Here is a 12,369-nt window from a genome sequence, read left to right as displayed (position 1 = left end):
ACAACCTCCCAGGAACTGCGCCTCTTACGAAAATCTGCACCATTTCCTCAAGGCACCCTTTAACGTGACGTCACCACATTGCTATGGCGGCATTGTCTTCACCGCACCGGCTGTGTGCCCGCCAGTTTCGGCATCACCTCTCTGATCATCGCGAAAAACTGCCGCATACGAGCGGGATAATAGCTGGCCCACGGATAGGTCAGCCACACTGGCAGCGGCGGGGCTTGCCACTCGGGCACCAGCTGAATCAAATCCCCTTTTGCTAAGTCCTCCTGCACCACCCACGACGACACAATCGCTGCACCCATGCCGGCCAATACCGCTTTGCGGATGGCGTATAAGCTGTCGCTGGCGAGGCGCGGGGCAATCGGCAGGTTCAACGGCTGTCCGTCACTCAAACGTTTTAACGCGAGTTCATTACGGTAAAAGCTGGTCAGCGCCAGCCAGGGTAATTCGGTGAGCTGGCTGACATCCTCAATCGGCGCATGCTGTGCCAGCAGTGAAGGTGCGGCGACCACAAAGCGCGGCACTTCAGCCAGCAGAATCGCCACCAGCGAGGGATCGTTCACTGCACCGACCTGAATCGCGCAATCGACATTTTCGCTGATAAAGTCCGGCGTGCGATCATTGAGCATCCACTCCACCGTCAGACGCGGGTAACGTTGCAGGTAATCCACCAGCGGATCGATTAATTGGTCCTGGCCAAACGCATGGGGCGCACGCACGCGCAGTGTGCCAATCGGGTCATCACTGGAACCGGTCAGTTCATCCTCTAGCGCGTGCCAGGTCGCCAGCAACTGCCGCGCTTGCGCATAACAACGTTCGCCGTCATCGGTGAGTTTCAAAGCATGGGTGGTTCGCAGAATCAGCTTCAGTCCTAACCGCTGTTCCAGTGCCTGCAACCGGCGGCTGATGGTGGGTTGTGTCGTGCCCAACTGCGCAGCGGCGGCTGACAGCGATCCACTTTCGACAATACGAATAAAGGTCTGCATCAGTTCAATGCGGTCAATACTGGTTGGATTGCTCATACGCACCGTGCATAACAGTTCTGTGTTTGACGATTCTACCGCGTATGGCCGCGACGCGCTTTAATAAGCGCACTTTCACGGGGGAATTCACTATGTCAGCCATTTCGCAATCTACTGCATTGCCAGCTGAAAAACTGCCAGCGCCGCTGGTATTTACGCTCGCCGCAGGAGCCGGGCTTAGCGTGGCATCGATTTACTACAGCCAGCCGATGCTGGATATCATCAGCAAACAATTTAACGTTGGAATTGGTAGCGTCGGCATGGTGCCGATGCTGACCCAGGCGGGATATGCACTCGGTATTCTGCTGCTGGCACCGCTTGGTGACCGCCATGACCGCCGCACCATTATCCTGATTAAAGGACTGATGCTGGTCGCCGCGCTGTTGCTGTGTGGCTTCTCGGGCGGCATCAACGCGTTACTGATCGCCAGCTTTGTCACCGGCTTAACCGCGACCGTGGCACAGGACATCGTGCCTGCTTCGGCGGCGTTAGCGCCGGAGCGCAGTCGCGGTAAAACCGTCGGTACGGTGATGACCGGTTTGCTGGTCGGTATTCTGCTGTCACGCGTAGTGAGCGGGGTGGTGGCGGAGTATCTGGGCTGGCGCACCATGTACATGGTGGCGGCGGTGGCCGTGCTGCTGATTAGCCTCGCGCTGTGGCGCGTGCTGCCACGCTTTAAACCGGGCACCTCGGTGAGCTATCCACGTCTGCTGCTGTCGCTGGCGCATTTGTGGCAACACCACCAGACGCTGCGCCGTGCCGCGCTGGCACAGGGTTTGCTGTCCGTAGGTTTCAGCGCCTTCTGGTCAACGCTGGCGCTGATGCTGAGTGAGCGCTTCCATTTTGACAGTGCGGTCGCGGGTGCATTTGGTCTGGCGGGTGCGGCTGGGGCCCTGGCGGCACCGCTGGCGGGAAGCGTGGCGGATCGCATCGGCCCTGCCCGTGTCACCCAGTATGGTGCCACGCTGGTGATGGTGTCATTTGCGCTGATGTTCCTGCTGCCACTGTTACCGGTTCCGGCTCAGATTGGCCTGATCATCATCAGCACCATCGGCTTCGATTTGGGCGTGCAGGCCACGCTGGTAGCGCATCAGACGTTGGTCTACAGCCTGGCACCAGAAGCGCGTAGCCGACTGAATGCGTTGATGTTTACCGTGGTGTTTATTGGCATGGCGACCGGTGCGGCACTTGGAAGCCTGGCGCTGGCGCACTTTGGCTGGACCGGCGTGGTGGCGCTCTCCACACTTGCCGCTGCGCTTGCGTTGCTGATTCGTCTGGCGAGTCGTCACCTGAAAAACTGATCGTCAATCCTGTGCCAGGCTTAAGGGAGAATGTTATTTAAAAACGGAGCGTTATGAACTTCCTGGCCTGGACCGCCGCCACCGGTGGTCTGTTACTTCTCATGTCACTGGCTTCCGGTTGGATTCACCGTGGGCCAGTGACCGCATTTGGACTTTACCTGTTCGCGGGTATTCTCTGCGGCCCATGGCTGCTCAATCTGCTGCAACTCGATATTCTCGGGCACGCCGAACTCGCCGCCCATCTCACCGAAATCGCCATGGCAGCCTCGCTGTTTATCACAGGCCTTAAATTACGCGTGCCACTCACAGCCCATGCCTGGCGCCTGGGGGTGCGACTGGCGTTTCCTGCCATGCTTCTCACCGTAGGCGGCATGACGCTGCTGGTGCACTGGATGACCGGTTTTGACTGGGCGCTGTCGCTGGCATTTGGTGCCATTGTGGCACCGACCGATCCGGTGCTGGCCAGCCTGATTTCCGTTAACGATGCGCGCGATGATGACGCATTACGCGTGGCGCTTTCCAGCGAAGCGGGCATGAACGATGGATCGGCGCTGCCGCTGTTGATGCTGGCGCTGCTCATGATGCAGTCCGATACGCTGAGTATCAGCCACCTGAGTGAATGGGTTTTGAGAGATGGGCTGTGGGCCATCGGCGGCGGGGTAGCCATTGGCTATCTGCTCGGTCGCTTGATTGGCCAACTGGCGACCCAGTTGCGCAGCGCGCATCAGGATATTGCACCCAATGATTTTCTCGCGCTGGCACTCATCGCGCTTAGTTATGCGGCGGCGCAAGCGGTAGATGCATCCGGCTTCCTCGCCACCTTTGCGGCGGGTGTTGGGCTACGTCGCGCTGAGCTGCGTGTGGTGAAGCACTATCCGCAAGACGAGTTGTCAGAAGAGGAGCAATACTTGCCCGCTGAGGCGCGCGTCAATCCCAATCAACGACTGGCGCACGGTGGCAGCGGTATGGTCAAATCAATGGGGTTGGTAGTCGGCGATGCGTTGTCGTTTGGCGATACCATCGAACGCCTGCTGGCTGCCGGACTGATGGTGGTACTGGGTATCACGCTGGCGCATCACTGGAATCTCACCGGCATTGGCCTCGCGCTGCTGCTATTCGTAGTCGTGCGTCCGCTGGCGGTATGGATCACCACCTGGCGCTGTGAAATTCCGCTCATGCGCCGTCTGCTCATTGGCTGGCTGGGGATTCGCGGCATCGGCAGTATCAATTACATTGCTTACGCCTGGGTGCACGGCATGCGTGGCCCACAAGCAGAGCAAATGGTGGATATGGCGTTGACGTTAGTGGTGTGCAGCATCGTGCTGCACGGCATCACGGTGACGCCGTTATTAAACTGGCGTGCCGCCCGTCAGGCGGCACGTGCGCAACATAATCAAAAGTGATTTTCTGGAAATTACTGGAGTCTGTTATGAAAGCCATATTAATCGCCCTCGTTGGGCTCTCGCTCTCCGCCAGTGCCATCGCCGCTGACGGTGATAACACCAGCGAAGAGAATGTGTATGCCAGCCAGTTGTGCCATCTGGTGAGCACGGAAAAAAAGACCAGCGATCTGGATACCTATACCGCGAAGATGAAGTCTCAGCTGGCTGCCAGCCAGTCTTCTTCGGCGATGGATAAGCCTGAATTCAATGAAGAAACGGCGCAGGAAGTGATCAGCGCCTGGATGGAACTGGGCGAGGATGAACGCACGCAGCTGCGCCATAATCAGCAGCAGTGCGAGCAAACAGTGATGACCCAATTCCAGCAACAGGATTAAATCCCCGTCATACTTCGAACTCTAGCGGCGTTGGCTGCGTCTGCTCGCCCCAGTCACTTACCGCAGTAAGCTCCTGGGGACCCGCATCCTTGCCGCCTTGCCACAGCTCGAATTATTTAGGGGATTTCAGTATTGAGTCGATAACCAGATCTCGGGTGCTTGCTTTCTGGTAGCGGAAAAAATTTGGCGGATTCACTATAAAATAAGCGCCTTTATAGGCGCTTTTTCTATGGATCTTTTGTACAAAATGCGTACATAATCGCCAGCGTTGAAGGTTGACACGTATCACATAATGAGACGCAGCCCACAAGGCTGACATGTTTTTCAATACTGGCTACTGGGCATGAAATTTACACGGCGTCACTTTTTGTTGGCAACCGGGGCAACCGTCCTCTCAATGACCACAGGCAAACTGTTTGCCCGTGATGACATTATCCCCTTGTGGCCAGACGATCCGCCGGGCGGCGGTGGGCCGTCTGGGCTGTTGAAAGTCAGTATGAACGGCTCCTGGACCAACATCGTTTCTCCGGCGATTCAACGATTTCGCCCCGAGAATCCCAACGGCGAAGCGGTGATCGTGGCGGCTGGCGGCGGCTATCGTTTTATCGGCATGGGACGTGAAGCCTGGCCGGTGGCGCGCTGGTTAAATGCCAACGGTTACACCGTGTACGTACTGAGTTACCGCTTGCCGGGAGAAAAGTGGCAGGCGGGCAACCTCGCGCCGCTGCAGGATGCGCAGCGCGCCATTCGTCTGGTGCGTTCTATGGAGAGTAAAGTGCATCTGCTCGGCTTCTCCGCTGGCGGACATCTGCTTGGCATGGCGGCCGCACGTCCTGATTTCGAAACCTATCCGGCGCAGGACCCGCTCGATCAAATCCGACCTACGGCCGATAGCGTTGGCCTGATCTATCCGGTCATCACCCTCGAAGCGCCGTATCAGAACACCAAGACGCACCTGATGATGGTAGGCGATCACGCGACACCCACTCAGGAAGCGAACTGGTCAGTGCAGAATTATGTCACCCGACAATATCCACCGACGTTCCTGGCGCAGGCGGAAGATGATCACACCTCCAATCCCCATAACACTGAAATGATGCGCGATGCCTGCCGTCGGATGCAGGTGCCAGTGGAGTTGATTGAGCTGAGCAGCGGTGGGCATGGCTTTGGTCTGGGGAAAGCGGGTACGCCTGCTGCGCTCTGGGATCAGGCGTATGTGCGCTGGCTGGATCTGCACAGTTAATCGGGCAAAAAAACGTATTATCCGAAGAGACGGACCACAAAAGTGCTCGCTATGTGGTCGGTCTGAGCTGTTAGCCATATGCCCGGCTGTGCTGTTATGCGCGCCAGGCAAATGGACGCTTTACGTCAGATTAAAATGCTCATCCGGCTGGCGCGGTTCCGGCAACGGGAAATCATTGTTCATCGCCTTCAAATTACGTTCGATATTCACGCACAGCGCATCCAGTGGCAGATGATTGGGCGCAGTGCCGAACGGATCTTCCAGCTCTTCCGCCAGTGACTCCAGCGACAGGAAGGTGTAGGAGATAAACACCGACACCAGCGGCGTCATCAGATGCAAATCTGCCACCAGCGCAAACGGTAGCAGGGTACAGAACAGGTACACGGTGCGATGCAGAATCAGGCTGTAGGCAAACGGAATCGGCGTGCTGGCAAGGCGATCGCAGCCGCCCAGATAAGCCGACAGATGATTGAGATTGTCATCGATACTCTGCCAGACAATATCCGACACCAGACCCTCATCGCGCCGCTGCGCCAGCCATTCGCCCATGCATAACAACGTCTGTGAGGTCGGCATCGGATGGCTCAATACGGCACTGTGCCATTTCTCCGGCAGCAGGCGCGCCAGATCGGCCTGCGCATCGGTTTTACGCAGCCGATGTTTCATTGCCCAGCTAAATGCCAGCTGCAGCCCTAAAAACTCCTGCACTTGCGCTTCACTGATGCCGCGAATGCATTTTATCTGGCGCAGCAGTGAGCGTTGCGTGATGTGCATATTGCCCCACAGCGTGCGCGCTTCAATAAAACGCGCATAGCTGGCGTTATTGCGGAAGCCAAGAAAGATGGCAATCGACACGCCAATCAAGCTGAACGGTGCAGTCGTGAGGTGAATGCCGAAAGTGGAGTACCACGGATAGCCGATAATGGCGATCACCGACATCAGCAGGTTGAGCGACAGGCGAAACACAATGCTAACCAGCACCGAGCCGTGCCAATCAAACAACCTGATGAACCAGTGTTGACGAGGACGTACGATCATTTTGCGATGGTGTTTTTTATGATTTTGTTGGCACAGGTTACGCCTGCTGATACACCGGAAGCAATGTGAAAAACAGCGTATTTGAGGCTGAAATTGCTGTGTTGAGTGTTAATTTATCTTTTTAAATCAGTCTTCTAAAAACAGTTTGAACAAGTTGTAAAATTCTTTGCGTTATCTCTTCGCGGCCCCTTTCTCTAAAGTTCATTCCAGCAGCACAACACACAAATTTAAAAACACTTTAGAGGAATACATCATGTCTAAACTCGACCTGCTCGACCCACAGAACTCAACCCTGATCTTTATCGACCACCAGCCGCAGATGGCTTTCGGCGTCGCCAATATTGATCGCCAGCAGCTCAAAAATAACACCGTCGCTTTGGCAAAAGCGGGCAAAGTTTTCGACGTGCCGGTGATTTACACCTCTGTAGAAACCGAAAGTTTTAGCGGCTACATCTGGCCAGAACTGTTGGCGGTGCACCCGGAATCGAAGCCGATTGAGCGTACTTCCATGAACTCATGGGAAGATGCCAAATTCGTCGAAGCGGTGAAGAAAACCGGTCGTAAGAAGCTGATTATCTCTGCACTGTGGACTGAAGTGTGTCTGACTTTCCCGGCCCTGATGGCGCTGAAAGAGGGATTTGAAGTGTACGTGGTGACCGATACTTCAGGCGGCACCAGCGTCGATGCTCACGAGCGTTCGATTCAGCGCATGGTGCAGGCCGGTGCGGTGCCAGTGACCTGGCAGCAAGTGCTGTTGGAATACCAGCGCGACTGGTCACGCAAAGAAACCTACGATGCGGTGATGGATCTGGTGCGTGAGCACAGCGGCGCATACGGCATGGGCGTGGATTACGCTTACACCATGGTGCACAAAGCGCCACAGCGTCAGGCTTGAATTACGACTGGCGCGGCAGGCTGCTTTTCAGAGCATCGATAAACAGCCGCAGCGCCATCGACTGATGCTGGTTGGGCGGGAACCACAAGGCCAGACCTGCCGACTGCACCCGCCAGTCGGCGAGCAGTTCCACTAACTGGCCGGATTGCAGCGCCGCTTCGGCGTAAAGCGACGGTACATAAGCAATGCCCAATCCGCTGATGGCCGCGCGGGTCATCAGCGCGTTATTATCTAAGGTGATCGTGCCCGGTACATCCAGTTCATAGCGTTTCCCCGCATTCTCATACTCCCAGCGATAGCGTTTCCCGCTCGGCAGACGATGGCGAATGCACTGCTGCTGCAACAAATCCTGCGGCTGCTTGATGGGGGCGTGTGCGGCGAGATAGGCCGGTGAAGCCACGGTGATAAAATTCAGCGGGCCGCCCAGCGCAATCGCCACCATATCCTGCGGCACATCTTCAATCAGCCGAATGCCGGCATCAAACCCGGCGGCTGTGATATCCACCAGTTCACCCTGTGCGGCAAAATCGAGCTGAATATTCGGGTAATCAGCGCAAAATCCCGGCACCACTTTTTCCAGCAGGATGCTAATAGCCGCATCGCTGGCACTGATGCGTAAGGTGCCTGCGTGCTGCTGGCGGCGAGCGCTGACATCGTGTAGCACTTCATCCATCTCATTCAACAGCGGTGCCAGCCGATCCAGCAGCTGTTGCCCGGCATCGGTGAGCGACACGCTACGGGTCGTGCGCTGAAACAGCTGCACACCAAGATTGTGCTCCAGCGTCTTCACCAGATGGCTGAGTGAAGAGCGCTTCAGGCCGAGCATCTCAGCGGCACGGCGGAAGCTGCGCTGCTCGCCCAACGTTTTGATGGCCTGAAGTTCATGCCAGGAAGGTCTTCTCATTGGTGGTATTTCCTCACCAGGTCATGCGCGATTAGGGAGATTATGACCACCAGTAAAGCGATCTATCATCGGGTTTTCAACCGGAGGACGACAAAATGAAAACCTGGTTAATTACCGGTGCCAGCAGTGGGCTGGGCCGTTTGATGAGTGAAGATTTACTGGCACGTGGCGATCGCGTGCTGGCCTGCGTACGTCGCACTGAGGCAATGGCGGATCTGCAAGCGCGATACGGTGGGCAGTTACAGGTCATGATGCTGGATTTGGCGAACACCGCCAGCATTGCGCCAGCCATCGCGCAGGCATTTGCCAACGTTGAGCGCGTCGATGTGGTGGTCAGCAATGCCGCCTATGGTCTGTTTGGCGCGGCGGAAGAGCTGAGCGATACGCAGATTGATCGTCAGATCGCCACCAACCTCACCGGCTCAATCCAGCTAATTCGCGCCGTGATTCCGCTGCTGCGCCAGCAGGGCGGCGGGCGCATCGCGCAGGTTTCCTCGGAAGGCGGGCAGGTGGCTTACCCCAACTTCAGCCTGTATCACGCCAGCAAGTGGGGCATTGAAGGATTTGTTGAAGCGGTACGTCAGGAAGTTGCCAGCTTTGGCATCGATTTCCTGCTGGTGGAGCCGGGGCCAACCGCCACTAACTTTGGTGCCGGGCTGGATATTGCTGAGGCGCAGGATGTTTATCGGGACACCGCCTCCGGTGAAGTGCGCCGCGCGATTATGTCTGGCGAGTTCGCGATCAAAGGCGATGCCGCGAAATCTGTCACCGCGATGATCGCCACGCTGGATCAACCCGCCATGCCGCTGCGTCTGGCACTGGGCAGCACGGCGTATGACAATATCGAAGCCGCGCTGGAACGACGCCTGGCAGAGCTGCGTTTGCAGAAAGAGATAGCCTATCGTGAGGATGTGTAAAAGCTTTTCGCATAACCGCACGGAGTAACAGGCAGGGAAGCGGCATCGCTGCCAAACTTAGCGCACAAAAGAAGGCATGCACGTTTCGCAGCGGCATGCTTTGTATTGAGCGTTTCGCTAAGGAGAAAGTGGTTATGAAAGCGATGATCCTGAAACAACCCGGCGGTTTAGAGCACTTGCGGCTGGCGGATCTGCCCGATCCCGGTAAACCGGGCGCCGGAGAGATCCGCGTGGCGATCCATGCCACCTCACTTAACTTCCACGATTTGCTGGTGGCTAACGGATCGATTCCCACCGAGCAGGATCGCATTATGATGGCGGACGGTGCGGGCGTGGTCGAAGAGGTCGGTGCAGACGTTACCGACTTCAAGCCCGGTGACCATGTGGTTTCCTGCTTCTTCCCACAATGGCAGGACGGGCTGCCTCTCGCTCAGGTCGGCAACTTCACCCAAACGCCAGGTGATGGCGCTGATGGGTTTGCCGCCGAAGTGGTGGTGCGTCCGGCGCATCACTTTACCCTCGCACCGCGCGGCTGGCGGCATGCCGAAGCAGCGACGATTACCACATCTGGCCTGACGGCATGGCGCGCACTGGTGGGCGATGCGCAGATTAAATCGGGCGATACCATCGTCACGTTGGGCACCGGCGGCGTGTCGATTACTGCGCTGCAAATTGCCAAAGCGATGGGCGCACGAGTGATTGTCACATCTTCATCGGATGAGAAGCTGGCCAGAGCCAAAGAGCTGGGGGCCGATGCGGGCATCAACTATCGCACCACGCCGGAGTGGGGCAAAGCGGTACAGCAGCTGACTGAGGGCAAAGGCGCGGATGTGGTGATTGAACTGGGCGGGCCGGGCACCATGGCACAGTCGATTGAAGCGGTGCGCGTGGGCGGTCATATCGCGTTAATTGGTGTGCTGACCGGGTTCGAAGGCGTGATACCCACCTCGCTATTGATGGCAAAGCAGGCGCGTATTCAGGGGTTGATTGTCGGCCATCGTCGTCAGCAGCAGGATTTCGTGCGCGCGTTAGAGCAAACGGGTATTCGCCCGGTAATCAGTGACAGTTATGGTGCGCTGAACGATCTGCCTGCGGCCTTCCAGCATCAGCAGTCGGCGGGACACTTCGGCAAAATCACCGTGGAGTGGTAACGCGAATTAGCCTGTTTCCCATACCAGGAAACAGGCTAGTGACATCAGTAGTAATCGCCGTGACGGTAATCCCAGGACGGGAAGATGTCCGACAGCAACGCCATGATTTTATCGACATCAAGGCCTTTGCGAATCAATACCGGGCACGGGGTGATTTTACGCTCGCCGTTTTGCTGTGGAATCAGACGACCTTCGCTATCGACCATCGACACCATTACGCCTTGTTCGTAGCGCACTTTATTTTCATCGTTAGGCTGAATGGATTTCACGTAGTCATTGGCTTCAATAATTAAATCGGCACGCGATTCAATACGTTCGCCAATACCCTCAACCAGACCACGGTTTCCCTGACCCGATGGGTTGGCGGAACTGGCGAAAGAGAATTTCCCGTGCTCTTCCCACAGCGCTTTCGCAATATTTTCGCATGGGCGACCAAATTTAATCACGAAGCAGCTGGTCTGGCGGCCATCCATCATCAGCTCTTTTGAACCGTCAGCCGGAATACGCGCCAACGCATCTTCGCGCCACGGTAAAATACAGCCCAGCAAAATATCCTGATCCCAATGCTGCTGATAAAGCTGGTCAATTTCCGGTGTCAGTTGTGCCAGAGAACGCAGTTGCTCCAGCGAGCCACATAGCACCACGCCTGGCTTGTTGCGCTTGCGCTGCTTGGCTTCAAACTTACGCTCTAACCCGGCTTTATCGGAGGTCATGATGATGTAACCGACTTTCGTTGGGCTCACAATCATGCCGCCGTCCTGGGACAAAATCTCGATGGCTTCAGGTTGTAACCCGCCATTCCACGTTATTTGCTTACCGCTCATGGAACTACCCTATCTGCGTATCAATAGATGACGTACAGGAATATTACCTGCAATGTAATTAAGGAATTAATTAACCGGATAATTCATCGGGATTAATGGGTTTGTGCAAAACCATGCTGGTGATAATAGTACGATAATTAAAGGTGATGCAACTGATGAAAATAACGATGAAAGGAATAGGGTTAATTTAAAATAACACGCGGGAATTGTAGTGTTATTTAAACAAGGCGCTGAATAAGTCTTTCAGCGCCAGGGTTAATTAAAATATCAGAGCGTGTGCCACACCGCGCAGCGCAATGCCGAGGATGATACCCGGCACGGCGAAACGGAACAGACGCGGGAAACGACTCGACAGGCCAAGGAAGATACCAATCCCCGGCAAATCAAAGGTCTGAATAAACCAACCCGCCGAGGCGTTGATGTTGTGCGCACTGTATAAACCTTTTTCGACCAGCCCGGCTACCACGCCGTAGTAGGCGGTGCCGCCTGCCAGGCATTTGGTCAGTGCAGGCAGAATATACACTTCAGAGATGTTGAATCTGTCCAGCAGCGGAGAAACCAGCCGGGTAAGCATCTCAATCCCGCCGGACTCTTTCAAAATCCCCACCACCGACAGTGAGAGAATCAGCATCGGCAGCGATCCCAGCGCCAGACGAATCGCGTCCGCACCCGCGCTGTTGATGATGGCGATCAGTCCCATTTTGCTTTCATTATTCGCAACGGCTTCATCTTCATTGAGCAGCGCTGCATCCGAGAGCTTGCGCCCAAAGAAATGATAAGTGGTGGCTGCCGCCAGCACCCCGCCGCAGATGGATATGAGTATCGCGGCGCTCCAGTTAAGTCCGGCTGGAATCAACGGATAAAAGGCGTTGGCTTGCCCCATGGCAAACAGCATCGCCAGCGTCGCCGCCATATGGCGATCGGAAGTACCGCGTTTTTCCATAATCGCTAATGCGGCTAACGGTGCCGCGAAACTGACAAAGTTAAGCTGAATCAGCGCAAATAATGCCAGCCCAGTAATACCTAAAGGTTTTAATAACGGAGTGGAATGGCGTACCACAAAATCCAGCACGCCTTTGACTTCCAGATATTTCATGATGAATAACATCACCACCATGATAGGAATAAGCGTGTACAGCGCGACATCTACCGAAGCTTTGCCCGCAGACATAATAATGCTGATGATATTCATGCGGTTGTCTGAACCTCGAACCACGGCTTAATACCGATAAGCATACTGCTCCCCTTGCCTTAAAAAACGAATAAAAATGCCAGCGCGAAGGGCGCCAGC

At 55.9% G+C, this 12,369-nt stretch carries 12 protein-coding genes; 7 read left to right on the top strand and 5 right to left on the bottom strand.

Annotation, left to right across the window (positions count from 1 at the left end; translation table 11 throughout):
* Positions 1-98: 98 nt before the first annotated feature.
* Entirely contained in the window at positions 99-1,028 is a 930-nt protein-coding gene (locus AC6I8L_RS18905; RefSeq protein WP_058960658.1) for a LysR family transcriptional regulator, read from the bottom strand.
* 92 nt (positions 1,029-1,120) lie between these two features.
* Here AC6I8L_RS18905 and AC6I8L_RS18900 point away from each other — a divergent pair, with 92 nt between their 5' ends.
* The 4 genes from AC6I8L_RS18900 (at position 1,121) to AC6I8L_RS18885 (ending at position 5,349) form a co-directional block, all read left to right on the top strand.
* Complete coding sequence (locus AC6I8L_RS18900) at positions 1,121-2,329, top strand: MFS transporter (protein WP_034819821.1); 1,209 nt, start codon at positions 1,121-1,123, stop codon at positions 2,327-2,329.
* A 53-nt stretch (positions 2,330-2,382) separates the two neighbouring features.
* Positions 2,383-3,732 carry a cation:proton antiporter gene (locus AC6I8L_RS18895; protein ID WP_058960657.1) on the top strand — a complete coding sequence of 450 codons (1,350 nt, stop codon included), beginning with the start codon at positions 2,383-2,385 and terminating at the stop codon, positions 3,730-3,732.
* A 26-nt stretch (positions 3,733-3,758) separates the two neighbouring features.
* A complete protein-coding gene (locus AC6I8L_RS18890; protein WP_034819815.1) occupies positions 3,759-4,106 on the top strand; it encodes a YaeQ family protein in 348 nt (115 codons plus the stop codon).
* 397 nt (positions 4,107-4,503) lie between these two features.
* A complete protein-coding gene (locus tag AC6I8L_RS18885) occupies positions 4,504-5,349 on the top strand; it encodes an alpha/beta hydrolase (protein ID WP_034819812.1) in 846 nt (281 codons plus the stop codon).
* Between the two features lie 120 nt (positions 5,350-5,469).
* Here AC6I8L_RS18885 and AC6I8L_RS18880 read toward each other — a convergent pair whose 3' ends face one another.
* Positions 5,470-6,387, bottom strand: coding sequence for a bestrophin family protein (locus AC6I8L_RS18880; RefSeq protein WP_058960656.1), 918 nt, complete (start codon positions 6,385-6,387; stop codon positions 5,470-5,472).
* Between the two features lie 253 nt (positions 6,388-6,640).
* On the opposite strand from AC6I8L_RS18880, the gene AC6I8L_RS18875 reads away from it, so the two are divergent.
* A complete protein-coding gene (locus AC6I8L_RS18875) occupies positions 6,641-7,282 on the top strand; it encodes a hydrolase (protein WP_034819796.1) in 642 nt (213 codons plus the stop codon).
* 1 nt (position 7,283) lies between these two features.
* On the opposite strand, the gene AC6I8L_RS18870 is transcribed toward AC6I8L_RS18875, so the two are convergent.
* Positions 7,284-8,186 carry a LysR family transcriptional regulator gene (locus AC6I8L_RS18870; RefSeq protein WP_058960655.1) on the bottom strand — a complete coding sequence of 301 codons (903 nt, stop codon included), beginning with the start codon at positions 8,184-8,186 and terminating at the stop codon, positions 7,284-7,286.
* A gap of 95 nt (positions 8,187-8,281) precedes the next feature.
* Here AC6I8L_RS18870 and AC6I8L_RS18865 point away from each other — a divergent pair, with 95 nt between their 5' ends.
* Together AC6I8L_RS18865 and AC6I8L_RS18860 are read left to right on the top strand one after the other, a co-directional pair.
* On the top strand, positions 8,282-9,103 hold the full coding sequence (locus AC6I8L_RS18865; RefSeq protein WP_058960654.1) for an SDR family oxidoreductase: 822 nt from the start codon (positions 8,282-8,284) through the stop codon (positions 9,101-9,103).
* 134 nt (positions 9,104-9,237) lie between these two features.
* Positions 9,238-10,254, top strand: coding sequence for a zinc-dependent alcohol dehydrogenase family protein (locus tag AC6I8L_RS18860; protein WP_058960653.1), 1,017 nt, complete (start codon positions 9,238-9,240; stop codon positions 10,252-10,254).
* Between the two features lie 44 nt (positions 10,255-10,298).
* On the opposite strand, the gene AC6I8L_RS18855 is transcribed toward AC6I8L_RS18860, so the two are convergent.
* Both AC6I8L_RS18855 and AC6I8L_RS18850 read right to left on the bottom strand, forming a co-directional pair.
* On the bottom strand, positions 10,299-11,078 hold the full coding sequence (locus AC6I8L_RS18855; RefSeq protein ID WP_058960652.1) for an L-threonylcarbamoyladenylate synthase: 780 nt from the start codon (positions 11,076-11,078) through the stop codon (positions 10,299-10,301).
* A 259-nt stretch (positions 11,079-11,337) separates the two neighbouring features.
* Positions 11,338-12,270, bottom strand: coding sequence for a nucleoside recognition family protein (locus AC6I8L_RS18850; RefSeq protein WP_034819784.1), 933 nt, complete (start codon positions 12,268-12,270; stop codon positions 11,338-11,340).
* Between the last annotated feature and the right edge of the window lie 99 nt (positions 12,271-12,369).

Source organism: Type-E symbiont of Plautia stali, from assembly GCF_059731115.1.
Note: the sequence above shows the minus strand (reverse complement) of the source record. Positions and strands in the feature narration are given on the sequence as shown.

Excerpts from the sequence above, each read along its gene's own strand:
- AC6I8L_RS18905 (WP_058960658.1), bottom strand. The coding sequence starts at position 1,028 with ATGAGCAATCCAACCAGTATTGACCGCATTGAACTGATGCAGACCTTT.
- AC6I8L_RS18900 (WP_034819821.1), top strand. The coding sequence starts at position 1,121 with ATGTCAGCCATTTCGCAATCTACTGCATTGCCAGCTGAAAAACTGCCA.
- AC6I8L_RS18895 (WP_058960657.1), top strand. The coding sequence starts at position 2,383 with ATGAACTTCCTGGCCTGGACCGCCGCCACCGGTGGTCTGTTACTTCTC.
- AC6I8L_RS18890 (WP_034819815.1), top strand. The coding sequence starts at position 3,759 with ATGAAAGCCATATTAATCGCCCTCGTTGGGCTCTCGCTCTCCGCCAGT.
- AC6I8L_RS18885 (WP_034819812.1), top strand. The coding sequence starts at position 4,504 with ATGACCACAGGCAAACTGTTTGCCCGTGATGACATTATCCCCTTGTGG.
- AC6I8L_RS18880 (WP_058960656.1), bottom strand. The coding sequence starts at position 6,387 with ATGATCGTACGTCCTCGTCAACACTGGTTCATCAGGTTGTTTGATTGG.
- AC6I8L_RS18875 (WP_034819796.1), top strand. The coding sequence starts at position 6,641 with ATGTCTAAACTCGACCTGCTCGACCCACAGAACTCAACCCTGATCTTT.
- AC6I8L_RS18870 (WP_058960655.1), bottom strand. The coding sequence starts at position 8,186 with ATGAGAAGACCTTCCTGGCATGAACTTCAGGCCATCAAAACGTTGGGC.
- AC6I8L_RS18865 (WP_058960654.1), top strand. The coding sequence starts at position 8,282 with ATGAAAACCTGGTTAATTACCGGTGCCAGCAGTGGGCTGGGCCGTTTG.
- AC6I8L_RS18860 (WP_058960653.1), top strand. The coding sequence starts at position 9,238 with ATGAAAGCGATGATCCTGAAACAACCCGGCGGTTTAGAGCACTTGCGG.
- AC6I8L_RS18855 (WP_058960652.1), bottom strand. The coding sequence starts at position 11,078 with ATGAGCGGTAAGCAAATAACGTGGAATGGCGGGTTACAACCTGAAGCC.
- AC6I8L_RS18850 (WP_034819784.1), bottom strand. The coding sequence starts at position 12,270 with ATGAATATCATCAGCATTATTATGTCTGCGGGCAAAGCTTCGGTAGAT.